Annotated in this window: 18 protein-coding genes; 10 read left to right on the plus strand and 8 right to left on the minus strand. The window is 59.0% G+C overall.

What is annotated here, in order from left to right:
* Window positions 1–1,093 precede the first annotated feature (1,093 nt).
* From AUC60_RS20965 to AUC60_RS21000, 8 genes are all read right to left on the minus strand, one after another.
* On the minus strand, window positions 1,094–3,517 hold the full coding sequence (locus AUC60_RS20965) for a glucose/quinate/shikimate family membrane-bound PQQ-dependent dehydrogenase (protein ID WP_087272128.1): 2,424 nt from the start codon (window positions 3,515–3,517) through the stop codon (window positions 1,094–1,096).
* 403 nt (window positions 3,518–3,920) lie between these two features.
* Entirely contained in the window at window positions 3,921–5,246 is a 1,326-nt protein-coding gene (locus AUC60_RS20970) for an NTP/NDP exchange transporter (protein ID WP_238599614.1), read from the minus strand.
* A 24-nt stretch (window positions 5,247–5,270) separates the two neighbouring features.
* Window positions 5,271–6,197, minus strand: a complete 927-nt coding sequence (locus AUC60_RS20975; protein ID WP_087272130.1) for an aldo/keto reductase — start codon at window positions 6,195–6,197, stop codon at window positions 5,271–5,273.
* A gap of 332 nt (window positions 6,198–6,529) precedes the next feature.
* Entirely contained in the window at window positions 6,530–7,351 is an 822-nt protein-coding gene (locus tag AUC60_RS20980) for a class I SAM-dependent methyltransferase (protein WP_087272133.1), read from the minus strand.
* Window positions 7,352–7,479: 128 nt separating this feature from the next.
* Entirely contained in the window at window positions 7,480–9,120 is a 1,641-nt protein-coding gene (locus tag AUC60_RS20985) for a dipeptide ABC transporter ATP-binding protein (RefSeq protein ID WP_087272136.1), read from the minus strand.
* Window positions 9,117–10,034, minus strand: a complete 918-nt coding sequence (locus AUC60_RS20990) for an ABC transporter permease (RefSeq protein WP_087272138.1) — start codon at window positions 10,032–10,034, stop codon at window positions 9,117–9,119. Before AUC60_RS20990 ends, AUC60_RS20985 begins: the two co-directional genes overlap by 4 nt.
* A 4-nt stretch (window positions 10,035–10,038) precedes the next feature.
* Window positions 10,039–10,989 carry an ABC transporter permease gene (locus AUC60_RS20995; protein ID WP_087272140.1) on the minus strand — a complete coding sequence of 317 codons (951 nt, stop codon included), beginning with the start codon at window positions 10,987–10,989 and terminating at the stop codon, window positions 10,039–10,041.
* Complete coding sequence (locus AUC60_RS21000) at window positions 10,986–12,617, minus strand: ABC transporter substrate-binding protein (RefSeq protein WP_087272143.1); 1,632 nt, start codon at window positions 12,615–12,617, stop codon at window positions 10,986–10,988. The genes AUC60_RS20995 and AUC60_RS21000 overlap by 4 nt, the downstream gene beginning before the upstream one ends.
* 722 nt (window positions 12,618–13,339) lie before the next feature.
* Here AUC60_RS21000 and AUC60_RS21005 point away from each other — a divergent pair.
* The 10 genes from AUC60_RS21005 to AUC60_RS21050 all read left to right on the plus strand — a co-directional run bounded on the left by AUC60_RS21005 (window position 13,340) and on the right by AUC60_RS21050 (window position 26,288).
* Window positions 13,340–14,170, plus strand: coding sequence for a class II aldolase/adducin family protein (locus AUC60_RS21005; RefSeq protein WP_087272146.1), 831 nt, complete (start codon window positions 13,340–13,342; stop codon window positions 14,168–14,170).
* Window positions 14,171–14,173: 3 nt separating this feature from the next.
* Window positions 14,174–15,145 carry an ABC transporter substrate-binding protein gene (locus tag AUC60_RS21010; protein ID WP_087272149.1) on the plus strand — a complete coding sequence of 324 codons (972 nt, stop codon included), beginning with the start codon at window positions 14,174–14,176 and terminating at the stop codon, window positions 15,143–15,145.
* Between the two features lie 5 nt (window positions 15,146–15,150).
* Window positions 15,151–17,604, plus strand: a complete 2,454-nt coding sequence (locus AUC60_RS21015; protein WP_087272151.1) for a TonB-dependent receptor plug domain-containing protein — start codon at window positions 15,151–15,153, stop codon at window positions 17,602–17,604.
* 14 nt (window positions 17,605–17,618) lie between these two features.
* Entirely contained in the window at window positions 17,619–18,959 is a 1,341-nt protein-coding gene (locus tag AUC60_RS21020; RefSeq protein WP_087272154.1) for an LLM class flavin-dependent oxidoreductase, read from the plus strand.
* A 129-nt stretch (window positions 18,960–19,088) separates the two neighbouring features.
* Entirely contained in the window at window positions 19,089–20,696 is a 1,608-nt protein-coding gene (locus AUC60_RS21025) for an ABC transporter substrate-binding protein (protein WP_087272157.1), read from the plus strand.
* A gap of 126 nt (window positions 20,697–20,822) precedes the next feature.
* Window positions 20,823–21,830: an ABC transporter permease gene (locus AUC60_RS21030; protein ID WP_087272159.1), complete on the plus strand. Its 1,008-nt coding sequence runs from the start codon at window positions 20,823–20,825 to the stop codon at window positions 21,828–21,830.
* The gene (locus tag AUC60_RS21035; protein WP_087272162.1) at window positions 21,827–22,723 is read left to right on the plus strand and encodes an ABC transporter permease; all 897 of its coding nucleotides are present in this window, start codon (window positions 21,827–21,829) and stop codon (window positions 22,721–22,723) included. Before AUC60_RS21030 ends, AUC60_RS21035 begins: the two co-directional genes overlap by 4 nt.
* Window positions 22,720–24,390, plus strand: coding sequence for a dipeptide ABC transporter ATP-binding protein (locus AUC60_RS21040; RefSeq protein WP_087272165.1), 1,671 nt, complete (start codon window positions 22,720–22,722; stop codon window positions 24,388–24,390). The genes AUC60_RS21035 and AUC60_RS21040 overlap by 4 nt, the downstream gene beginning before the upstream one ends.
* Window positions 24,391–24,804: 414 nt before the next feature.
* On the plus strand, window positions 24,805–25,530 hold the full coding sequence (locus AUC60_RS21045) for a GntR family transcriptional regulator (RefSeq protein ID WP_087272168.1): 726 nt from the start codon (window positions 24,805–24,807) through the stop codon (window positions 25,528–25,530).
* Entirely contained in the window at window positions 25,527–26,288 is a 762-nt protein-coding gene (locus AUC60_RS21050) for an ABC transporter ATP-binding protein (RefSeq protein ID WP_087272171.1), read from the plus strand. The genes AUC60_RS21045 and AUC60_RS21050 overlap by 4 nt, the downstream gene beginning before the upstream one ends.

The following is a 26,288-nucleotide window of genomic DNA, read 5'->3' on the forward strand; positions in this document are numbered from 1 at the left end:
CTGCATCTTTGCTGTCATCCTATTTAAAGGATGATCTCGCAACTGCAGTTGCGAGTGCTGCGCTGGGTTATTCTTTTGAGGAATTTGCTGTTGCGCGTGGGGTTCCAGAAAAAAAACGGCCAGTCAGATCTCGAATGGTTTGGGTGCAGCAGGGGTATGGGATACAATTGCTCAGAAATCTACTGAAATATTTAAGGGCGATTGAGTGTTGAGAGTACTAAAGGAATATTGCCATTTTATCGGTTTCGCCTTACTGGTTGTCTCACTGTTAGCGAGTTTTATTAGGTTTGATGGGAGTTGGCACCGATTTTTTTCTATGCTGCTAGTCCAGCTGTGGTTTGGTCAAGCTGTATATAACTATCTGCGCGGAGGACGTGTAGGTATCGGGCCTGGAAGTTTGGGGGCGGACGCTGATCCAGTGATGAGAGGAGCTCTTGCAGCTTTTGCCTTGTTTGTACATTTTCTCGTATTTGCTCTTTTCTAAGTCGTTTAAGTCTTCAGGATAATGGGGGCAGATGACTATTGTTTTATCCGTTATTTGATATTTTGATTTTATTTTCTGTGCAGGGCGGTTGCAGGAATTTCTGTAGGAATAACATTTCTTTAATTCTTTTTGGATATAGATAATCCTCATCGCCCAGCGACCTACATCTGACAGGCCGCCCCAATCGAGGATTACCAATCGCCACCCAGTGCGCTGACATTAAAGTCAGCAGGCTGCTCCATGGTGTCTCAATCTGTTGGTGAGATCCCACATGATCAAATCCGCACCACATTCAGCTACCCCTATACCTTCGCTTCAGTCTCCAAGCTTCAGCCCCCTCACAGTAAAACCAGATGTCAGCACAAAGCGATTTAGTGTGTTTTGGTAGGGGCGTTTTTCAATGGCGGTGGATGTAAGTCGTTAATTCATCTGATGCATCATCGCGCTCATATCGCGGGCAAGCCTCGCTCCCACAGGGAGTTTAAGTTTGCAGAGACATTCCAGAGGTATATCTCAATATTGGGGAGAGTTCGTGGTACAGGCTTTAACCACGACAATAAAAAACCCGCTGTCACCGTTGAGGTGGCAGCGGGTTTTTGCTTTTACTGATTACTTGCTATCAGGCAGCGCGTAAGCGATCACGTAGTCACCGCGATCCGGCGACTGACGGCCACCACCGGCGGTGATGACCACGTATTGCTTGCCGGTTTTCGGCGAAACAAAGGTCATTGGGCCGCCCTGGCTGCCGACGGGCAGACGGGCTTTCCAGGCTTCTTCACCGTTGGCCGAGTTGAAGGCGCGCAGGTAGTAATCCTGAGTACCAGCGATGAAGATCAGGCCACCCTGGGTAGACAGCGTGCCGCCCAGTGTTGGCATGCCGATCGGCAGCGGCAGGTGCATCTTGATCCCTAGCGGGCCGGTGTCTTCAACGGTGCCGACCGGCACTTGCCACGCGACTTTCTGGGTCTTCATGTCAATCGCTGTCAGCGTACCGAACGGCGGTGCTTGGCACGGAATACCGGCAATCGACAGGAAGCGGTTTTTGTTCACAGCATACGGCGTGCCTTTGAGCGGTACTGCACCCATGCCGGTGTTCAACGCTTCGCCACCGGAAGAGGCTTTGGCGTCTTTCTGTTGCGGCACCATCTGAATCCACAGGCCCAGACGCATGTCGTTGACGAAGATGAAACCGTGTACCGGATCCGTCGAGAGGCTGCCCCAGTTCATGCCGCCCAGCGAACCGGGGAAGCTCAGCGACTTGTCAGTGCCCGGCGCGGTGTACAGGCCTTCGTAACGCATTTGCTTGAACGAGATACGGCACAGCATCTGATCAAACGGCGTGGCGCCCCACATGTCCGATTCGGTCATGTGCTTGGTGCCAATCTGCGGCATGCCGGTCGACAGCGGTTGTGTCGGCGAGTAAGGCTCGTTGGGGATGTTGGCGGCCTTGACCGCGACGTCTTCAACTTTGGTCAGCGGCTTGCCAGTGGCACGGTCGAGCACGAAGATCTGACCGGCCTTGGTACCGATCACCACGGCAGGCACCTTGCTGCCGTCGGCCTTGGTGAAATCGATCAGGCTTGGCTGCATCGGCAGGTCGAAGTCCCACAGGTCATTGTGGACGGTCTGGTAGACCCACTTTTCTTCACCGGTTGTTGCATTCAGCGCCAGAATCGAAGCGCCGTATTTGTGATCCAGCGCGGTACGCTCAACGCCGTAGATGTCGGTCGACGAGCTGCCCATTGGCAGGAAGATGGTGTTCATCGCCGGGTCGTAGGACATTGGTGCCCAGCTGTTTGGCGTACTGCGCACATAAGTGGCGTCGGCCGCTGGAGCTTTCTTGTCTTCTGGATTACCCGGGTCGAACGCCCAGCGCATGGTGCCGGTGATCACGTCAAAACCTCGGATCACGCCGCCAGGCATGTCAGCCTGAACGTTGTCGGCAACGCGACCGCCCACGACCACAGTAGAACCGGCCATCAACGGCGCGGACGACAGCTGATAGTAGGAATCCGGAACATTACCCAGGCCTGCTTTGAGATCAACCTGGCCGTTGGTGCCGAAGCCTTGGCAGAACTCGCCAGTGTCGGCGTCTACAGCAATCAGGCGTGCATCGATGGTATTGGTCAGCAGACGACGCTGGCAGTTGGCACCGGCGGGTACCGATACAGCAGTGGCGGGCGTGCTGCCGTCAACTGGCTGCACCAATGCGGCTGTCGAGTCGAAGTACGCCAGGCCACGGCAACGCTGCCAGACTTTGCTCTGCGCGTTGATTTCGTTTTTCCACAGCTGTTTGCCGGTGTCGGCATCCAGTGCGATGACGTTGTTGTGTGGGGTGCAGATGAACACTTTGTCGCCGACTTGCAGCGGGGTCATCTGGTCTTCAGCGCCGTTGCCGTCGCTGATCGCAACGTCGCCGGTCTGGTAAGTCCAGGCGGGCACAAGGCTGCCGACGTTGCTGCGGTTGATCTGGTCCAGGGCAGCGAAGCGGCTGCCGCCTTCGTCATTGCCGTAGTGAGCCCAGTCTTTCTGCGCCTTGGCAGGGTCGACTTTGGTCAGGCCCGGGCCGTCGCCGGTTGGGGAAACCGAGGCGTGAGGAATAAACATGCCCCATGCGCCGCCGACGATGGCCAGTGCCAGAAGGCCGCTGAGTGCATAGCCACCACGACCTCCGACCAGGCCATTCGCCTTGCGCATTGTCGGGTAGACCAGTGCCACCACCAGGCTCAACACGCCCAGTGCGAACAGGCGGGAGATTTGTGGCCAGAAGTTCAGCCCGGCATCTACCAGCGCCCAGATGATGGACAGCACCATGACGACCGCGAACAGCCAGGCACCTGTGAGGCGCTGTTTAAATAGCAGTACCGCAGAGACGAGCATGCCGAGACCGGCGAGCAGGAAGTACCAACTGCCGCCAAGTGTGGCGAGGTAACCGCCCAGTCCTGTGAACAGTAATCCAAATACCAGCACGCCGAGCGCCGCGACCCAGATGGGCCAGCGGCTGACGGATGCCGTAGGTTGAGACTTAGTCATGGTGCATGATCCTGGTGACGCATGAGCGTTTGTATGAAAGGTTAAGCGTAGTGGAGGAAACGGCTTGAAGAGCTGTTCCCGAACAGCGGTCGCGAGGGGACTTTTCAGGGTCCATGCTGACGACACGGCTCAGTTCTATTGAACTCCGCAAACAATTAACTAACTGGTTACTTTTGCAAAGATATCAAAAAAAGCCCCGCCTGCGACAAATTGTCATTCCGCATTTAGGGAAAACACTGTTGCGGGATTGGTAATAATTGCGAATTATCGAGCCGCTAGAGGGCGTTATTTGAACTTTATTGTTCTGAGCTGAACCGGATCCTGTAGGAGCTGCCGAAGGCTGCGATCGCGATGTGTCAGGAAATGCTTCGCAGCTTTCGGCAGCTCCTACGGGAACTACATTTCAATCCGGATGATCAGTGTGTTTCACGCGCTCTTCGATCACTTCCCGATCCGTACGCCGCCCCAGATACCACCCGGTAACCGCCCAGAGCGCCGCACACGCAGCGCCTACCAAGGCCACCAGCGCAGTACCTTGACCGAGCATGTCCAGCAGGCTTTTGGCCCAGCCGCTGATGGCGTCGCCGCCGCGATAAACCACGGTGTCAATGAAGTTCTTGGCCTTGTACTTGGTCTCGGCGTCCAGCGGCGCAAAGAGCATTTCCCGGCCGGGTCGGATAAACGCGTACTCGCCGATACGTCGCACGATCATCAACCCGGCCAACATGGCGAATGTTGGCGCCAGTGCCAGGCCGATAAAGCCGATACACACCAGCACTGGCACGCCCGCCAGCAGTACGCTAACTCCAAAGCGCTGGGCGATACGCCCGGTGATGAACAACTGCGAAACCAGCGCGCCAGCCTGCACCGCGAAATCGATCAGGCCAAACACGCGGATCTGTTCTTCACGAGTCGCGAACAACTCGGACACCAGTCGTGCCTGTTCGAAATACAAAAAGGTGCTGGCAGTGGCGAGCAGCACCACGAACAGACACACGCCCAGCAGATACCGCGAGCGCAGTACCCGCAGCATGCCGCTGAACGGATTGCCTGCCACCGGCCGTCGCGGGTTTTCAGCAGGCGGCGCACCGGGCCGACCCGCGCCGCCAGATTCGCGCCAGGCCATGAGGTAACGCTTGAGCGCCAATGCCAGCAGCAACAGCAGGGCACTGAACAGCGCCAGCCCGCCCTGACCGAGCACTTCAATCGAGAAGGCGCTGATCAACGGTCCCAACAAACCACCCACGCTGGCACCCGCTGCGATAAAGGCAAACAACCGCCGTGCCTGAGCGCCGTCGAACGCATCGGCCATCAGGCTCCAGGCGACTGAAACCACGTACAGGTTGTAGACCGAAATCCACACATAGAACACTCGCGCCAGCCAGACACTGTCGTCATGCAGGGCAAAGGTCGCGGCGAAAAACAGCAGGTTGACGGCAAAGAACCCATAAACCCAGTCGATGAACTGGACACGTGGCACCGCAGAATTAAGCCAGCCAAAGAACGGAACCGCGATCAGCATGACCACGAATGTCGCGGTGAATAGCCACTGAAGATTTTCGACCCCGGCCTGAATACCCATGGCTTCACGAATGGGCCGCAGCATGAAATAGCCGCAAAACAAGCAGAAGAACAGGGCGAAGCCTGCCAATGCCGGACGCAGTTCGTCCGGTTCGGCATTGATGGTGCGGGCAGCGCGTTGGCTCAGTGGGTGGTCAACAAAGGACACGGATACGCTCCCGGCTGTGAATGATCAGGCGAACAGTTCGGCGATCCGCTCACGCAAGCTGGCGTCGGGCAACCGACCTTGGCCCGCCAGCAGGTTGTGGGCAGCATAACGCGGGTTGTTGGTCGCCGGAATCACTGCGGTGATGGCGGGGTTGGCGAGCACGAACTTGAGCATCAGTTGTGCCCATGAACTGGCATCCAGTTCAGCGGACGCCCAATCCGGCACTGGTTTACCTTTGACCTTGGTAAATAGTCGTCCGGCTTCGAACGTGCGGTTGGCCAACACTGCCACACCATTATCTGCGCACCAGGGCAGCAGACGCTTTTCAGCGTTGCGGGCGCCGATGGAATAGTTGACCTGTACGAAGTCGACTTTCTCTTTTTGCAGTACGGCCAGCAGTTCGTCGTGGGCGGACTCGACGTAATGCGTCACGCCGATGTAGCGAATCCGGCCCTGTTGCTTAAGCTCGCGCAACGTCTGCAATTGCGTGGCGGTGTCCTGCAGGTTGTGCACCTGAATCAGGTCGATGCGCTCGGTTTGCAGTTGCTTGAACGCTTGTTCTATTTGGCGAAGACCCGCCTCACGTCCGGTTGATGAAACCTTGGTGGCGATAAAGGCCTGACGGTGGGCGTTGGCGCGGGTCAGCAATTCACCGGTTACGGCTTGAGAATCGCCGTAGCTAGGCGCGGTGTCGATCAACTTGGCGCCGCCACTCAGTAGCGTCTTGAGTACTTCCAGCGCCGGAGTCATCTCCTCTGAAGTCACCGCAAAATTGAAGGTTCGGGCAGTGCCCAGGCCAATCACCGGCAAGTCCTCGCCTGATGCGGGAATCTTGCGGGTCAGCAGCGATGTTGCGGCAAACGCCGGGAGCAGGGGAGACAGGGCTGCCATGGCGGCCAGCGCTGAGCTTGCCTGAATGAAGTAGCGACGACTGAGCGAGTGGGCGGGCATACGAAGACTCCTTTCATTCTTGAAGGTGTAACAGAGGTGTCATGGATAGAAACACATCCAGACCCGGTAAGGCGGGCGCCTGTCGGTGAGAGGGGCGGGGATGTTTTACAAATCGTTACTCTGACTTGATGGGGGTTGCTGACAGGCAGCGAGGTTTACAGCGCCAGTGAGGTGTTCGTCCCACCCCGGTCAACGTGGCTGATGGCCGACCGATTCGCTCGGGTCAGCGAGCGGCTGAATGCGCTGTATCAGCAGCACATTAGCCAGCCTGTATAGGCCTTGGTGTGGAATGCTGTTTCATGTGGGAGCGGTGCTTGCACACCCCCAAAACGCTACTTACCCACTGGCTTCACAAACCGCAACGTAAACCGGTCCGACTCGCCAATCTCCGCATATTTCGCCCGGTCTTGTTCCCCCAGTTTGTAAGACGGCGGCAGGGTCCAGACGCCTGCTGAATAGTCCTTGGTGTCCTTCGGATTGGCGTTGACTTCGCTTTGCGCGTCCAGCTTGAAACCCGCATCCGTGGCCAGTTTCACTACGTAATCGGTGGGCAGGTAGCCGCTGTCCTTGATGCTGCTGACATCAGCGCCGTCTTTGGCGCGGTGATCCACTACGCCCAGCACGCCGCCGGGTTTGAGCACCTTGAAGAAAGCCGCGAACATCTGTGGCGCGTCATCAGCCAGGACCCAGTTGTGTACGTTGCGAAAGGTCAGTACCCGGTCGGCTGTGCCGGGTTTACCAAATGCCGGTGCCTGGGAATCGAACTCGATGGTTTCGGCTTTGCCATAGCGCGCAGGGTCCGCCTTGAACTTTTGCTTCAAGCCATCAGCGGCTTTCTTGTAATAGTCGCCGGAGGAAGGTGCCTGAAGGGCGGCGATGTAATGCCCATGCTCCTTGAGCAACGGAGCAAGAATCTCGCTGTACCAGCCACCCCCAGGCGTGATTTCGATTACCGTCTGCTGAGCCTGCAGACCGAAGAGCTTCAACGTCTCTTGTGGATGACGATAGCTGTCGCGAGCGCTGTTTTCTTTGGCTCGCCATGAGCCTTCGAGCACCTTTGCGTATTGCGCGTCAGTGATATCCGTCGTCGCAGCCTGGCTGAGTGCCGGTGCAAGAAGCGAGGCGAGGGTCAACGCCAGAAGGGTGCGGGTCATGATTGTCCTTGTCGGGTAGGTGCAGCAAACAGAAGACCTGTAGGAGCTGCCGAAGGCTGCGATGGCGGTGTGTCAGGATGCATGCTTTCGCAGCCTGCGGCAGCTCCTACGAGGAATGGGTTTTCAAGTCAGTATTGCGCTGCTACTTCCAGCCTGCGCCCCGGTATCGCATCAATCAGCTCACGGGTATACGCCGCCTCCGGCTGATCGAAGATGTCGCTGGCAGCGCCTTGTTCGACGGTCTTGCCCTGGCGCAGCACCAACACCTGATGAGCCACGCTGGCAACCACGGCCAGATCATGGGAAACCAGCACGTAGGCAATGCCCAGTTCGCTTTGCAGCTCCACCAACAGGTCAAGGATCTGCGCCTGTACCGAGACGTCGAGGGCGGAGACCGGCTCATCGAGCAGCAGCAAGTCCGGTTGCAACGCCAGTGCCCGTGCGATAGCGACACGTTGGCGCTGGCCCCCGGAAAGCTCTCGTGGCAAACGATCAAGATAAGCCACCGGCAAATGCACCCGCTCGATCAGCTTGCGCGCCGCCTGTTCCAGATCCCGGCCTTTGAGCAGCCCGAACGACACCAACGGTTCGATGATGCTTTCGAACAAGGTGAAACGCGGATCGAGTGCAGCGAAGGGGTTTTGCTGAACCAGTTGCATGCGTCGGCGCAGCGGGCGGAACTCACCCCAGCCAAGGTGGGTAATGTCCTGATCTTCGAACAATACGCGGCCCTGAGTCGGTTTTTCCAGGCCCAAGGCAATGCGCAACGCAGTACTTTTGCCCGAGCCGGACTCGCCGACAATGGCCAGCGTCTGCCCCGGATAAACCTTGAAGTTGACGTCTTCAAGGGCCTGAAACTCCGCGCTTTCGCCTTTCACATAAGGCAGCCGGAACGACTTCCCGACATTCTCCAGCGTGAGAATCGGCGCTGTACTATTCACCAACGTGCGCGGCGCGGCGGGCGTCTTGCGCTGGCCGAAGGCGGGCGCTGCGGCGATCAATGCCTGGGTGTAGGAATGGCTGGGGTTGATGAGGATCTGTTGCGGCGGACCTTGCTCGACCAGCTCACCGCTTTTCATCACCAGCACCCGGTCCGCGCGATCTGCGGCCACGCCCAGATCGTGAGTGATGATCAGCAGCGAAATGCCTCGCTCGGCCACCAGCCGTTGCAGGTGGTCAAGAATCTTGCGTTGTACGGTCACGTCCAGCGCGCTGGTGGGTTCGTCGGCGATGATCAGCCGCGGGTTGCCCGCAAGGGCAATGGCAATCAGCACCCGTTGACGCATGCCGCCAGACAGTTCGTGAGGGTACTGCCGGGCGCGCAGCAGTGGATTGTCCAGACCGACCTGTTGCAGCAACTCCAGCACATCGGCGTCCACCGCGGGATAACGACGGCCATGAGCCTGAATCAACGCCTCGCCGATTTGCTTGCCAATGCGCAGGGTCGGATTCAAACCGACCATGGGGTCCTGAGGCACCAGGCCAATGGTGCTGCCGCGAAGCTGGCGTTTCTGTCGTTCAGAGGCGTGGGTCAGGTCCGTTCCGTCGACCCACAGTTCGCCGCCAGTCACCACTGCATTGTCTGGCAGCAGACCAAGAATGGCATTGGCCATGGTCGATTTACCGGAGCCGGACTCCCCGACAATGGCCAGGGTTTCGCCCTTGGCGACCTGAAAGGAAACGCCGCGCACAGCCTGATTGACCTGCCCGCCAAAACGGTAAGCAACAGCCAGTTGGCGCACGTCGATCAATGCATCGGTGATGCTCATCGTTGCGTCTCCTCAAGGGTGCGGGCGATGTGGTTGAAGCTGAACACCACGGCGACCACGAACAGACCTGGCAACAACGACACCCACGGCGCGGTCATCAGGAAGTGACGACCGTTGGCGATCAGCGTGCCCCATTCGGCAGCCGGAGGCTCGGCGCCGAAACCGAGAAAGCTCAGGCCCGCTGTGGCGAGAATCGCCGCGCCGAAATCCAGCGTGGCCAGCACGGCGACCGGGCCCCAGGCATTGGGTAGGATGTGTCGCAACAGGGTCCGGGTCCAGCTGGCACCGCCCAGGCGTGCGGCCTCGACATAGGGCAGGGTCTTGATCCGCAGCACTTCGGCGCGGGTGGTTCGGGCAAAGCCGGGAATGATCCCGACGCCTACCGCGATGGCTACCGGAATGGTGCCGAAGCCGATCGCGGTAACGATAGCCAGTGCGAGCAGCAGACCGGGCAGGGCCAACAGTACATCGATGAAACGCATGATTACGGCGTCGATACGTCCGCCAGCGAAACCGGAGACGATGCCCAGGCTCAAGCCGCCTGCCAGCGCGATACCGACCGCGAGCAATGCTGCCTGTACCGAGAGTCTGGAACCGTAGACCACGCGGGTATAGAGGTCTCGGCCAAGTTCGTCGGTGCCGAACCAGTGCACGCCATTGGGCGGTGTGAGTTTGTCGATGGGGGAGGTGGCGTAAGGCGCAAAGTGGGTGAGCAGGCTGGGCGCCACGGCGGACAACAATGCAAAGGCGATGATCGCCACCGCCAGCACGAAACCCGGTCGGCGCAACAGCGGTTGAGTGGCCTCCAGTGCCCGGCTGAAACGACTGCGGCGGCGCCACAGGGCAGGCGGTGCAGCATCCGTCTTGGTGAAGCTGCGGGCCAGACGTTCAAGGCGATTATCGAAAATAGTCATGGCGTCAGGAGACCTTTGGTGTGTGGGCGATACGCGGGTCGAGCGCGGGGTAGAGCAGATCGACGATCAGGTTGATCAGCACAAAGGCTGCTGCGGACACCGCGACGATTGCCAGTACCACGGGGATGTCCTGGCGCAGCACGGCTTCTTGCGCCAGTCGACCGACGCCGGAGCGGGCGAAAATGGTTTCCACCAGCACGGCCCCGGACACCGTGTTACCCACTTGCAGCCCGATCAGGGTCAGCAACGGTAGAGCGGCGTTCTTGAATGCGTGTCGGGCCTGAACCTGAGCGCGGCTCAGACCTTTGGCGTAAGCGGTAATGATGTAGGGTTCTTTCCAGACACCCTGAAAACCGCGCTGCAGCACTTGGGCGTAGACCGCAGCACTGGGAATCGCCAGAGTGACGGCGGGCAGGATCAGGCTGGAAAAGCCCTGATTGCCCGTGGCCGGGAACCAGCCCAGGGTGAAGGCGAACAACTGAATCAGCAGCAGGCCCATCCAGAACACCGGCACTGAAAAGCCCAGTGACGGCAGTCGCGCCAGGGCGACCTTCAGCGGTTGCCAGCGCACATAGGCGGCGAGATACGCCAGACCGATGCCGCCAATCAGCGAAAACACGATGGCCAGGCCGGCCAGCGCCAATGTTTGCGGCAGACGCTCGACGAGCAATTCTGACACCGGCCGATTGAGGGTCAGCGAGCTGCCGAAATCACCCTGCACAGCCCCCCACAACAGGTGGAAGTACTGCTGGAAAATCCCGCCATCCAGACCGTAGTAGGCCTGAGCCTTCGCGATCTCCTCGGGCGACAGAGCGTCGATTTCGACGCCTGACGCACTGAGCATGATCGACAGCGTGTCACCCGGCAGTAAATACAGGATGAAATACGTCACGCTATACGCGCCCCATAACACCAGCAGCGCCTGGGCAATCCGGCCGATCACGTAGCGGCTCATGGCGCTGCGATCTCGATGTCGTTGAGCAGCGCGAAGCCTTCGGCAGTCCAGTAAAAGTTATGGACCTTCTTGGCGGTCGCGGCCTGCCAGACGCGCTCGTAGATCGGGAACGCCGAGCCTTCTTCGATCAGCAGATCCTGCAAATCGCCGTAGGCCTTGGCGCGTTGTTCGGCTTTGGTTGCCGTCAGGCCCGCGTCGAATAGTTCCAGTGCCTTGGGCAGGGTTTCCGGTGCGTAAAGGTTGGTGGCCAGGGTCGAGCTGTTGGCGCTCCGCGGATCAATGATGGTTTGCAGAATGATCGGATCGGCGCGGGTCATGTAGGTGGAGGTCAGGTCATAGTTGCCCGAGGCGTTGGCGGCGGCCCATTCAGCGGTGGTCAGCACATTGAGCTTGAGCTCGATGCCGATTTTGCGCAGTTGGTCCTGGATCAGCACATCCCCCGCACCTTCTGCCGGGGACAGGTTGTAGACCAGCTTGAGGCGTTTGCCGTCCTTGCTGCGATAGCCATCCGGACCTTTTTGCCAGCCTGCATCATCCAGCAGCTTTTCCGCGCCTTGCGGGTCGTAGGCCAGTTGATCGGACTTGTTCTTGTAATACGGCGTGGTGACGTCGTAGATGCTGGTCACCACCGGAAACTGTGGGTTGTACACAGTGGCCGCGTAGGTCTTGCGGTCGATGCCTTTTTGCAGCGCAAGGCGCACATTGCGATCCGCGAGGATGCGTGTACCACGGGTGTTGGGGTAGAAGTTCAGCGCCGGGCCTGGCAGCGAACGACTCTGGATGGTTGCGCCCTTGGATTTGAACAGGTTCAAGTCGACTTCGGAAAAAGGCGCGCGGGGCCAGAGAATGTCCACTTGGCCCTGTACGAACTGGCCGTTGCGCACACTCTCTTCGGGTACGTAGCTGACCTCAACGGTATTGAGGTGCGCTTCGCCTTTGTTCTTCGCGTTGGCGGACGGCCATGCATAGCCTTTGCGCTTGACCAGCTTCAAGCCGCTTTCCGGGGTATAGCGCTCCAGCACGAACGGCCCGGTGCCAATAATCGCGCCCAATGAACGCTCCTTCACGCTGAGCTTGTAGGATTCCGGGGCGAGAATCGAAAGGTTGGTGGTAGAGGTGGCCTGCAGGAAGCCTGCATTGGGTGTGGACAGCACCAGCTTCACGGTGAAGTCATCGACGACTTCGGCGTGATCGTAGCCCTTCAGGTAGGTTGCGCCGAATGTGGCGGGCAGTTGAGCGGCGAAGGCCTTGTTGGAGTCATAGGCGGCTTTTACTGCCTGGGCATCGAAGCGCGTGCCGTTGCTGAAGGTCACGTCTTTGCGCAGATGAAAGGTGTATTCCAGCGCGTTGTCGCTGACTTCCCAGCTTTCGGCCAGCCAGGGAATGATCTTGCCGTTCTGCGGGTCCTGATCGGTCAGCGACTCGGCGACGTTGCGCAGTACCACTCGGTGCTCCAGCCAGTAAACCTGAAAGGGGTCGAGGCTGACCAACGTGGTGTTATCGCGGAAAAAAGCGATCTTCAAGGTCTTGTTGGCTTCCAGGTCCTGAGCGGACGGTGAGCAGCCCAGCAGGGTAGCGGCCGTTGCACAGGCGGCCAGCAGGCGAAGCAAGTGGAAGCGTTTACTCATCGCGCAATCCTCGACCCGTGACCCATGAGGCTGTGTATCGCTACGCCTGTGGCGTGATTGGGTGTTGCCGAGGAATGTCTCAGGGGCATGGATGAATCCTTTACACAGCGGGAAGTGGGTGCACGGGAGGCTGACTGATCACACAATCAGGCTGATTTTCTAAGACCGTATTCTTATGATTAGCCGCTGTAAAAGGCTTTTTGGTTCTAAGCTAATATGTATTTTATTGATCGGTTTTGATTTTTATTATGCCTGATATTTATTTAGTGGCTCGCGCCTGATGAGCCATGGTTCATGCGCCTCCAGCGGTGGCAACTGCGCCACTCGCCTATAAGGGCTCTATCACCTGGATATGCCTTTAGGGAATGATCTGAACGATAAAAAATAACCTGATTAAATATTAGGTTAGATCGATAAGGAATTTCACAAGCTCATTTCCATGCTTTAGGTTCTTAAGCGTCAGCCGCACAAGCGGCAACAGCACGACGACTCGACCCGACCCCTCGCACGGTGGAGGAGAGCAACAACCCGCCACTATGCGAGGGATCTCGACCATGACCAGCTAGTTTTCCTGCCCGTTTCGGACCCACCGGCTATCAGCGCTGCGTGCTCCGACCTCCTTGAATTGCCAACCTGTCGTCGCGCCATTGATATCCGCGCAGTGACGGCGTTCGCCTGAAGAAAAAAGCTCGGCAACACGAGCACTGGTTGAGTAGAACCGAATGAGCCATGCACCCACCGTCACTAAAAGCATCTACAGCCTGCCTCACAGCAATAACCGTCTGACACTCGACACCGTTCCGCGCCATGCCGATTTGCTGCAAGAGCGGTTGCATCGCAAGCAACGTCTGGCGGCCGCTTATCGTCTGTTTTCCCGTTATGGATTCGAAGTCGGCCTTGCCGGGCACTTCACGGCGCGCGACCCCATCGAAACCGACCACTACTGGATCAACCCGTTGGGCGTGCCTTTTTCCCGGATCAGCGTTTCGCAATTGCTTCGCGTTGACGCTCAAGGCCAGGTCGTCGAAGGCGACGGACTGCTCAATACCAGCGCGCTGGACTTGCACTACGGCTTACAGCAAGCCCGCCCGGAAGTGGTAGGCATTGCCCATTTGCACGGCTTCTACGGCCGCACATGGTCATCGCTTGCCCAACTGTTCGATCCGATCACGGCTGAAGCGGGAGCCTTCGTCGGCGATCAGGCGATTTTCCCGCGTCACGATTTGCGTAGAGCCGACGGCACCCTGGAGCAGGACCGCGACATCGTGACCGGCGCGTTCGTCGACAGCTTTGCGGGCAATAACTTGTTGTTCTGGCAAAACCACGGCGTCTGGACCGTCGGGGAAACGGTCGAAAGCGCGGCCTGGCGTTTCATCCTCGCCGAAGACGTAGCGCGTTCGCACTTGCTGGCGCGTGCCGCCGGGGTGCCGGTGACTCCGCAGGTTGAACCGCCAAGTGCTCAGAGCAGGGCGCGCAACGAGCTGTTTGCCTGGCTCAACTTCCAGCCGCTGTGGGACGAGATCATCGCCCAGCAACCTGATCTGATGTCCTGAGTCATGGTTGCTATTACCCGACGCAAACTGTTAGCCCGCAGTGCGATTGCCGCAGCCGGTGGCTTGCTGGCTTCCATTACTCCGCCAGTGTTCGGCGCCCAGCAGGCGCCGCTGCGCGTCTGGCGATACAAGGGCTCGGCAGCTTCGTTCATGGGCCTGGCCGGGCAGCTCGATACGCCTTATCCGGTCGAGTGGGTCGACATCGGCGGCGGCAATCTGGTCCTGGAAGCGCTGAACAGCGACAGCCTCGACTACGTGTATATGAGCGAGATTCCGCCGATTTTCGCCTCAATTGCCAAGGTACCGATAGCGCTGGTAGCAACCATTCCCGGTGATGTCAGCGACATCGGCATCGTGGTGCGCGATAAGGCCGGCATCCAGCAGGTTGCCGACCTCAAGGGCAAGAAGATCAGTTATGTGCGAGCCACCAATACCCATTACTTCCTGCTGCGTCTGCTCAGTCAGCACGGTCTGTCTCTCAAGGACGTTCAGCCTATTCCGATGCCGATCCAGGAGGCACTGATCGCGTTCCGCAGTGGGCACCTGGATGCGGTAATCGGCGGTGGGATTTCCGTGCTTCAGGCCGTGCAGTCCGGCGGCACCCGCTTGCCAAACGTCAGCGACTACCGGGGCAACACGCTGATTGCCACCACGCAGCGGGTCTTGCAGGACCCGCAACGCAGGGCGCAGGTCGCTGACTTTCTCCAGCGTGAGCGCGCCACCTGGGCCTGGGTGCAGAACAACCCGCAAGCCTGGGCACAGCGTAATCAGGACATCACCGGCATAGACGCTGCGCTGTATCTGGATCAGTTCCGTCTGCGTGGCGAAGCGCAGCGCATGGTGCCGGTTTCAGAGCAGTCCATCGCCTCCCAGCAGCAAGTCGCTGACGCCTTTTTTGAACATCAATTGATTCGCCAGCAGGTCGATGTGCGACCGCTGTGGCGTAACGATTTCAAGCAAATTCTGGAAAGTTGATTCTTATGAAAATGAACTCCTACGCGGTGGCACCTTCGCTGGCACCGTTGTTCCTCGCCGGTTTCAGCCTGCTGCCGGGCGTGGCGCTGGCCGCTGACAGCAGCACGGATACGTTGGACACAGTGATTGTCACCGGCTCTCGGGGCAGTGAAGCTCGGACCGTCACCAGCAGCCCGGCACCGATCGATGTGATCAGCGCCCAGCAACTGGAGAAAACCGGTTCTGGCAGCCTGCGTGGTGCGCTGGAAAAGTCGCTGCCTTCCTTCAGCCAGCGACCGTCGGGCAGCTCCAATGACAGCATCGCCCGGCCTTACAGTTTGCGCGGCCTCAACGGCTCCAACGTGCTGGTACTGGTCAACGGCAAGCGTCGCCATAACAGCGCCGTGATCAACCTCGATTCGACGGCGGCCTACGGCACCAATCCGGTGGATCTGGACATGATCCCGATCAGTGCCATCGACCATATCGAAGTACTGCGCGACGGGGCTTCGGCTCAATACGGCTCGGACGCCATCGCCGGGGTGATCAATATCATCCTCAAGCAAAACGACAACGGCGGCTCGGCCAGCACCCAGTTTGGCGAGTATTACAAAGGTGATGGCGAGATTATCAAGCAGGCGCTCAACGCCGGTTTTGCGCTGCCCAACGATGGTTTCTTCAATTTTGCTCTGGACGCCAAGTCGCAGCAGACTGCCGTCCGTTCCCGTGATGCGACGGGGGCGTTGTACTACACCCAACCCGATGGCTCGGCCGATCCGCGAGAAGCGACGACGAATCGCGAACTGCAAAAAAACGGGCTGCCAAAGATCAAGGCAATCAACGTCGGTTACAACGCCGAGCTGCCACTCAATGACGACCTGGGCCTGTATTCCTTCTCCACGCTGAGCAAACGCGACGCACGGGGCGGGCAGAACTACCGACGGCCGAATTCAACCAACATCATTCCCGAGATCTATCCCAACGGCACGGCACCGTTCTACACCCTTGAAGAGATCGACTATCAGGTCGCGGCCGGGGCCAAGGGTCTGGTCAAGGAATGGAACTGGGACCTGAGCTCCACCTTCGGCCGGGACAAGGGGCAGGCCGGTACCGATGAAACACTCAATGCATCGCTGGGACCTTCCAGCCCGACCCATTTCGATACCTACTCCAATACCTTCGATCAATGGACCAATAACCTCGACCTGACCCGTGCCTTCGAAGTCGGCCTGGCCAAACCCTTGCAGGTTTCCTGGGGCGCCGAGCACCGTCATGAGCGTTACAAGACAGAGTCCGATGACCCGCTTTCGTATATCAATGGCGGTTATGTTTACCCGAGCGGCCCGTTGGCCGGGCGACCGGCAGCCATCGGTGCGCAAGGCGCGATTACGCTCACGCCCGAAGACGAAGGGCAGAACAGCCGTAACAGCTATGCGACCTATCTGGATATGGGCATCAACCCGACGGAAAAGCTTTACGTCGGCGTCGCCGGGCGTTTTGAGAAATATGACGACAGTTCCGGCAATACCGCCAGCGGCAAGCTCGCGCTGCGCTACGATTTCACCCCCGAATTTGCTATTCGCGGCACCCTGAGCAACGGCTTCCGGGCGCCGTCGTTGTCGCAGTCCACCTATGCGCAGACCTCCAACCAGTACACCTCGGTCAACGGTGTGCTGCAGTTCGTTGAGGCCAAGACTGCCAGAGTTGATTCGGCACTGGCCAAGGCCTTGGGCGCCAGCGACCTGGACCCGGAAAAGTCGCGCAACATCAGCGTGGGCTTCACCTACAAACCGGTGCCTGCGGCAAACCTGACGCTTGATGCTTACCAGATCGAAATCAAGGACCGCATTGGCCTGACCGGTTTTCTGTTCGGCAACAGTGTTGACCAGATACTTCAGCAGCAGGGCTACCGGCCCGGTTACCGGGTGAAATACTTCACCAACGCGGCCGACACCACCACCCGCGGTATTGATCTGGTCACTGATTACAAAGTCGATTACGGCCGCTATGGCAGCGTCAAATACGGTCTTGCCTTCAACTACAACAAGACTGAAATCGACAGCATCAAATCCACACCTTCCGCATTGGCGTCCACCGGGCTCGAACTGTTCGACCGGGTTGCCCAAGGCTATCTGACTGTGGCCAATCCCAAAACCAAGCTGATCCTCAGCGGTAACTGGAAGATCGACAGGTTCGACATAAACCTGGCAGTCAATCGCTACGACAAAGTCATCTCCCGTGACGTCAATCCTGACTACGACGTGACCTTCGGCGCCAAGTGGATCACTGATCTGGAAGTCGCCTATGCGGTGACCGACAGCCTCGGTGTGGCAGTCGGCGCCAACAACCTGTTCGATGTGCGGGCCGATAACAACGCTTACCCCGCTGGCGACGTCAACGGCTTCCCGAAATTCGGCAGCATCTCGCCGTTCGATCCCTACGGTGGCCTCTGGTACACCCGCTTGAGTTACAACTTCTGACAGGGGCATCAAGCATGAGCAACGCAAAACCACAGATCATCCTTGGCGCGTTCATTCCCAGCGCCGGGATTTTGGGCTCCAGCTGGCGTCATCCGCAGGCGGCTGCCGATTCGTTCAAGGACTTCAGTCACTTTCGCTGGATCGCCGAGACTCTGGAAAAAGCCCGTTTTCATACGCTGTTCTTCAACGACAGCCTGAACGTTGATCTGGACCTGGAAGCCCTGGCGCGCGGTCCGAACAGCGTGCGCTGGGACCCATTGGTGCTGATGCCAGCGCTGGCGCTGGTTACCCGCAATATCGGCCTGATCGGCACCGCGAGCACCACCTACAACGAGCCTTACAATATTGCCCGCAAGCTAGCCAATATCGACCATCTGAGTGGCGGCCGGGCAGGCTGGAATCTGGTCACGTCACTGGGCGGTGGCGAGAACTTCAACCTAGATGCCCATGTTCAGCATGCGGACCGTTATGAACGCGCGGAAGAGTTTTATGACGTGGTCACTGGCCTCTGGGACAGTTGGGAAGACGACGCTTTTGTTCAGAACAAGGCCAGCGGTACGTGGCTCGACGTCGAGAAAATGCACGTGCTGGATCACCACGGCAAATCGTTCCAGGTCAAAGGCCCCCTGAACGCTGCGCGACCGCTTCAAGGCTTTCCGGTGATTGCTCAGGCCGGGTCCTCCGATGCCGGGCGTGCTTTGGCGTCCAGAGCGGGGGAGCTGGTGTTCACGGCGCAACACACGGTGGAGCAAGGCCAGGCGTTTTACGCCGAAATCAAGCAGCGCGCGGCGGCGCTGGGTCGTAACCCGGAACACCTGAAGGTACTGCCGGGCGTCTCGCCGGTGGTGGGGCGAACTCAAGCCGAGGCTCAGGCCAAGTACGACCGTTTGCAGGAGCTGCTCGACGCCAAAACCTTCCTGCGCACCATCTCCCGCTTTACCAGCCTGGGCTTCGACCTTTCCGAGCTGCCGTTCGACGAAGTGGTGCCGTTACCGCCGGAACAGTTCGACACCAACACTCACAAGAGTCGCCAGAAGCTGGTCTTCGACCTGATTCGCCGCGAGCGGCCAACGGTGCGCCAACTGTTCAACAAGCTGACGTCGGGCGGGCACCGGATTCTGATCGGCACCCCTGAAAGCATCGCCGATGACTTCCAGCAATGGTTTGAAGCGGGAGCAGCAGACGGTTTCAACGTGATGTTCAGCGGCCTGCACGAAAGCATCAGCGACTTCGCCGAAGGCGTCGTGCCCGAGCTGCAGCGTCGCGGGCTGTTCCAGCGTGAATACCAGGGCAAGAGTCTGCGGGAAAACCTCGGGTTGCCGTATATCGCGAATCGCTACTCAGCAGCACAGTAAATCCCTGTGGGAGCCGGGCTTGCCCGCGATAAGGCTGGAGGCGATCCAAAGTGAACCGCGTCCAGGCTTATCGCGGGCAAGCCCGGCTCCCACAGGGTCCAAGCCAGACTTCAGAGAAAGTTGTTCCTTATGACCTTGAGCACTTCGTTAAACCTTGTCACCGGCGTTCGACTGGCTTTGCTCTTCGTCGCCGTAACCCTCGCTGGATGCGGCGATCAGGCCAACGCGCCGAGCGCTAAAACCAACGCCAGCCCGGTGGCGGGCGGCATTCTCAAAGTCGCGCTGGACGGCGACCCCAATTGCATTGATCCGCAGCAGGCAGGTAACAACACCGCATTGAACGTGGGCCGGCAGGTGGTCGATTCACTGACCGATCAGGACCCGAAAACCGGCGAGATCGTGCCCTGGCTGGCGAGTCGCTGGGAAGTCGATGCCCAATCACGACGTTTCACCTTTCACCTGCGCGAAGGCATCAAGTTCAGTGACGGCAGCGCGCTGAACGCCGCGTCGGTGAAGGCCAACTTCGAAAATATTGTGGCGCTGGGAGCGCGCTCGGTACTGGGTTCGACCTATCTGACAGGCCTGAAAAGCATCGAGACGCCGGACCAGAATACGGTGGTTATCGAGTTCGGCCAGTCCAATGCGCAGTTCCTTCAAGCCACCTCTACCATGAGCCTTGGTCTGCTGGCGGCGTCGACACTGGCGCTACCAACGGCTGATCGTTGCCAGGGCAATCTGATCGGCAGTGGACCATTTGTGATCAAATCTTTCGTGCATAACCAGAAGGTAGTGCTGACGCGTCACGAGGCGTATTCCGGGGAATCGTCATTGGCGACGCACAAAGGCAAAGCCTGGCTGGACGGCATCGAGTTCGTCATCGTGCCGGAGTCCGGCGTACGTCTGGGCAGCCTGCTCTCGGGGCAGATCGACGTTGATACCGCAGTGGTGCCACAGAACGAAGCCGTGCTGGAAGCTCAAGGCGTGCCCTTACTGACCCGGGCCAATCCTGGCGTGGTTTACAACCTGACACCTGACGAAACCGACCCCTTGTACAGCGACGTCAAGGTCCGTCAGGCATTGATCAAAGCCATTGATCGCGAGCAATTGCGCAGCATCATTTCCCGCTATCAAAAACCGGCTACGGCTTTGCTCGCCAGCAGCACGCCGTTCTACCGCGATTTTTCCTCGTTGCTGACTTACGACCCGAATGGCGCGAAACAGCTGCTGGATGAGGCGGGCTGGAAGGTGGGCGCTGACGATATCCGCGTTCGAGAAGGCAAGCGTCTGGCGCTGCAACTCAGTTACTGGCAGAACGCGCCGATTCTGGAGTTGGTGCAGCAGCAATTGCGTCAGGTAGGCGTGGAGTTGCGTCTGAACAAATCCACCATCAGTCAAATTGCCGCATTGCAGGCCAGCGGCGACATGCACCTGACGTTCTTCAACCTGACCCGCTCCGATCCGGACGTGGTGCGTACCGTTTACGAGGTCAACGGCCGTAACTACAACCGTCGTCAGCCAGCACAGGTGGATCAGATTCTGCAGCAGGCCGCAGCCACGCTGGACAACGCCCAACGCCAGAAACTGACTGATCAGGCCAGCGAGATCCTCTTGCGTGAAGGCCACGCGATTCCCCTGATCGAATTGTCCTCGGTACTGGCCCATGGCAAACAAGTGAAAGGGCTGCACTACGAAGCGTCATCGCGACTGCAGTTTTTTGATACGTGGTTGCAGCGGTAGAGAAACAGTAGCCACGGACCTGTAGGAACTGCCGAAGGCTGCGATTCGCGCAGCGTCAGAACGAATGCTTTCGCAGCCTTCGGCAGCTCCTACAGATGGACCCGCTCAACCTCAATGGGAACAACCATGAGCAACAGTTTACTGACCACCCCCGGCAATGAAGTCGCGACCCACTTTCCGCTCAGGCAGGCATCGATTTATCTGCTCAGCCGTATCGGCCAGGCGCTGCTGGTGCTGTGGGCGGCGTTCAGCGTGTCATTTGTGATTCTGTACGCGTTACCCAGCGACCCGGTGAGCATCATGCTCAACCAGCAGGGTGAACCTACGGCGGTGGACCAGGTGCAAATCGACGAATTGCGCGCCGAATACCATCTGGATCAACCGTTACCCGTTCAATACGGCATTGCCTTGTGGAAGGCAGTGCATCTGGATTTCGGCAGTTCGATACAGAGCGGTGAGCCGGTGGTTCAGTCGTTGGCCCAGGCACTGCCTGCCACTGCAGCATTGACATTTCTGGCGCTGGGGATTGCTTTGCTGGCGGGTATTGCGCTGGCGCTGACCGCCAATCTGGTCAAGCGTGACGGGTTGCGTAATGCACTGCTGGGCATCCCGTCGGTGGCAGTGTCGTTGCCGACTTTCTGGATCGGATTGCTCCTGCTGCAGGGCTTTTCATTTTCGTGGCACTGGTTCCCGGCCATGGGCAATCAGGGCTTCAGCGCCTTGGTGTTGCCTGCGCTGACCCTGGCAATTCCGACTGCCGCAGTCATTGCCCAGGTGCTGACTCGCTCGTTACAGGCGGTGCGTGCGCAGCCTTTTGTCGAAGTGTTGATCGCCAAGGGTCTCAGCCCACGCCGGTTGTTGTTCGTGCATTTGCTGCATAACGCGGCCATTCCGTTGCTGAGTCTGTCCGGGGTCATCGTTGGCAATCTGCTGGCCGGTTCAGTGGTCACCGAAACCGTATTCTCCCGCGAAGGCGTCGGCCGACTGGCCCAGGGCGCCGTCAGCGGTCAAGACATTCCGCTGGTGCAGGGTGTGGTGGTGCTGGCGGCGTTGATCTTCATCAGCGTCAACCTGTTGGTGGATTTGCTGTACCCGCTGCTTGATCCCCGTATCCATGGAGGGACCGGCAAATGACCCGCGTACTGAATAACGACCTGGCGCTGGATAGCCTCGCCAGTGCACCGCTCAGCAAGCCGCACTGGAGCCGCGCACTCACTGCCTTGCTACGCAGCAGACCGTTGCTGCCATTGGGGGTTGCCGTGCTGCTGACAGTGCTGGCGTGGTCATTGTGGCCGAGTGCGTTCAGCCACTATGACCCGTTGCTGGGTGTGCCCACTGAAGCGCTGCAAAGCCCTGGTCCCCGACACTGGTTTGGCACTGATCAATTGGGCCGCGACCTGTACAGCCGAGCGGTGCATGGCTCTGCGATTTCGTTGCAGGCTACCGCGCTGGCGGTGGCGATCGCCTTGCTGGCAGGCATTCTCCTCGGGGTCATCGCCGGCTACTTCGGTGGTCTGGTGGATGCGTTTCTGATGCGCGTGGTGGAAGTGCTGATGGCAATTCCTTCTCTGCTGCTGGCCATGGCGATCATTACCGTATTGGGCTTTGGCACTCTGAATATCGCCTTGGCGGTGGGATTGTCGTCAGTGGCAACCTTCGCCCGACTGGTGCGTGGCGAAGTCTTGCGTTGGCGCACCTCAGTGTTCGTTGAAGCGGCAGTTTCCTGTGGGGTGGGGCCATGGACGATCATTCGTCGGCATATCCTGGTGCATGCTGCCGGGCCGGTGCTGGCCCTCGCGGCACTGGAGTTCGGCAGCGCGGTACTGGCTGTTTCGGCCTTGAGCTTTCTGGGTTTTGGCGCGCCGCCACCGCAACCGGAATGGGGGCTGTTGATTTCCGAGGGGCGCAACTACATGGTCGCCGCGTGGTGGTACACGACTTTGCCGGGGCTGGTGGTTGCGTCGGTGGTACTGGCTGCCAATCAACTCGCCCGCGCAGTGCAGGATTTACAGGGAAACAAATCATGAGCACCGCGACTGCAGTTTTACAGGTCAGCGACCTGAGTATCGGCTATCAGACCCGAGAGGGCCGGGTGGATGGCGTCAGCCAAATCAACTTCGCCCTGTACCCTGGCGAGATTCTGGCCGTGGTGGGTGAGTCCGGCTCTGGCAAGTCCACCACTGCATCGGCACTGGTCGGTCTGCTGGCGGGCAATGCCCGGATTGAGTCCGGGAGTATTTTGTTTAACGGTACAGAACAAGTCGCCGCCAGCGAACGGCAATGGCGCAATGTGCGCGGCAATGTATTGGGCTTTGTTCCGCAGGACCCCGGCCTGTCTCTGGACCCGGTCAAACGCATCGGCGCCCAGTTGCAGGAAGCCATGACCATTCACGGTGTGCCCAAGGCCGCCGCCAGATTACGCACCGTACGCTTGCTGGATGAAGTCGGCCTGAAAAACGTCGAGCGGGTACAGCGCAGCTTCCCGCATCAATTGTCCGGTGGCATGCGCCAGCGGGTGTTGATCGCGATGGCCTTGGCGAATAATCCGGCGCTGATCATTGCCGACGAACCTACAAGCGCGCTGGACGTCGGCGTGCAGCGGCAGATTCTTGATCGTTTGCAGGCTCTGGCCCGGGAGCGCGGCACCGCGGTGCTGTTGATTACCCATGATCTGGGCGTCGCGCTGGATCGGGCTGATCGTGTTCTGGTCATGTACCGTGGACGTGTTGTTGAAAGCGGTGATACCCGGCAGATGTTCCAGCGACCGCAGCATGCTTATACCCGCGAACTGTTGAAAACCGTGCCGGCGCTGTCGGCGGCGGCTCATCCAGTGGTGCCCGAACGCCGTAGTCCGGCCTTCGAAAACGAGCGGCCATTGTTGGTGGTCGAACGACTGGGCAAGGACTTTTCCAGTTGGCGCAATCCGGGTTTGCCTGCCGTGGACGATGTGTCTTTCACGCTGCTGCGCCGAGGCACCACCAGTCTGGTGGGAGAGTCGGGCTCGGGTAAATCCACCACGGCGCGACTGATCCTCGGCCTGGAAAAGCTTGATAGCGGGCGGGTGCTGTTTGACGGTACTGAAATCAGCCAATACACCCGCCGTGACTGGCAAGCGCTGCGCCGCAGGATTCAGGTGGTTTATCAGAATCCGTATGCGTCGCTGGACCCTGGCTTCACGCTGGAGCAGATCATCACCGAACCGTTGCAGGCTTATGCCATCGGCGACAAAAACTGGCGCTCGGCCCGCGCCGCTCAACTGCTGGAGCAGGTAGAGCTGCCGTCACGTTTGCTGCATTGCCGACCGGCGCAGCTTTCCGGGGGGCAACGTCAGCGTGTCGCCATCGCGCGAGCCTTGGCGCTAGAGCCGGAGCTGGTGGTGCTGGACGAACCCCTTTCGGCACTGGATGCTTCGGTGCAGACCCAAATCCTGGCGCTGCTGGCCGATCTGCAACAGAGGTTGGGCTTGAGTTACCTGTTCATCTCTCATGATCTGACGGTGGTCCGGCAGATCTCCGATCAGGTAGTGGTGATGCAGGCGGGGAAGGTGGTGGAGAAGGGCGATACCGAACAGATATTCCAGACTCCGGCCCATCCCTATACCCGAGGTTTGCTCGCCGACGTGCCGGGCAGGCGTTACCTGGACCTGCTCGACGAATTTTCCCGAGCACTGGTGCTGCGCCGGATAGCAATTTGAGTGACGCCAGTGATGGCTGTGATGATCCTCTGTGGGAGCAGGGCTTGGTATGGGCGGCATTCCGACGATAAACGATAACGCGGTGTGTCTTCTGACTAAGTCTCATGCATCGCGAGCAAGCTCTGCTCCCACGGAGCCCACGGTTGTCCGCAAGACCGGCGTTAGCCGGGACATTCACCAAATATTCTTCGGGAGAAATACTGCTCACCCGGCTAAAGCCTTTCCTACAGATGCAGCACGCCGCCTTTGCTTATGCCTTTCAACTCTGTGAGCTGCCCACGTTATGCTCGTGGTGCATATTCTTAGCCGAAAGGGTTCGTTCGGATTTATGAAGTTTTAGATTAGCGTAGTGGCCATTGGTAAGCCTCACAGAATCATTCTGTGAGCTGCTCACAGACTGGATTGAGCCGCTAGATGACTTCTCCCGCCACGCCCTTCGCCAGACCCGAAGTCGCCAGTTTTGGCGATGACGCCTACAGCCGTATTCGTCGCGACATTCTTTCCTGCCGCTTGATGCCTGGCACAAAAATTACCGAGCCTGACCTGATGACCGAGTACGGCATCGGCAAAAGCAGTTGCCGCATCGCGCTGACACGGCTGTGCCACGAAAACCTGCTGCGTTCTATCCCCCGCAAGGGCTATCAGGTCGCGCCAATCACCTTGAAAGACGTGGAAGAAATCTTTGCCCTGCGGGTGCAACTCGAACCCATGGCGGCGCGGCTCGCTGTCGGGCGGGTTGATCTTGAGCAATTGCGTGCGCTGGAAGCCGCCTGCCGGGTTCGCCATCTGGCGCCGTTGTCGGAGCAGATCGATGTGTTCATGGACGCCAACAAGGCATTCCACATGGCGATCATCGAGGCCTCGGGCAATGAACGACTGGTGCGCACCTTGTCCGGTCTCATGGATGAAATGACCCGTCTGGTGGCACTGGGTTTCAATGTGCAAGGCACCAAACCCGAGATCAAGCACGATCACAACGCCATGATCAGCGCCTTTGAAGAGGGCGATGGCAAGCGTGCCGAGCTGATTGCTCGCCGCCATATCGAAACCTTTCAGGCAATGACGCTCGAGAAGGTTTACGACAGCCTCAGCGAATCGGGTGCGTCACTGCCCATGCTCGCCGCGAGGTTTGCCCGATGACTGCGCAGGCCTTCTTCTCGATCACAGCTCCCGCGCTAAGCCTGGACGGTATCTCCAAGAATTTTGGTGAACTGGAAGTCCTGCGTGATATCTCGGTGCAGGTCGCCCAGGGCGAAATTCTTGCCTTGCTGGGCACTTCAGGCTGCGGCAAAAGCACTCTGCTGAATATTCTGTCCGGACTGCTCAAAGCTGATCAGGGCAGTTTGCAACTGGAAGGCCAGGCCGCCGAACATTTTGACGGCTGGCGTCGCGTCGCCTACATGTTCCAGGAAGATCGCCTGTTGCCGTGGCGCACAGTGCGCAGCAACGTCGCATTTGGCCTGGAAGGGGCGGGTCTGAACAGGGCCGAGCGCCTCGCCCGTGCCGACGCGGCGCTGAGGCTGGTGGAACTGGAAGCATTCGCCAAAGCCTGGCCACATCAGCTGTCTGGGGGGATGCGCAGTCGCGTGGCCCTGGCGCGCAGTCTGGTGGTGGAGCCCAGCGTGCTGTTGATGGATGAACCGTTCTCCAAGCTCGATCCGCAAACCCGCAGCCAGATGCACCATGAGTTGCTGCGCCTGCAAGCGTTGAAAGGCATGACCATCGTCTTCGTCACCCATGATGTGGAAGAAGCCGTGGTGCTGGCCGACCGCGTAGTCGTACTGGAGCCACGTCCGGGGCGGATTCGGGACATTGTCGGGATCGACTTGCAGCGTCCCCGCGCTCCGACTGCCGCTGATGTCAGCGAGCAGGTTCGCCAATTGCGGTTGAAGGTATGA

It is taken from the genome of Pseudomonas caspiana, assembly GCF_002158995.1.
GTDB classification, from domain to species: domain Bacteria; phylum Pseudomonadota; class Gammaproteobacteria; order Pseudomonadales; family Pseudomonadaceae; genus Aquipseudomonas; species Aquipseudomonas caspiana.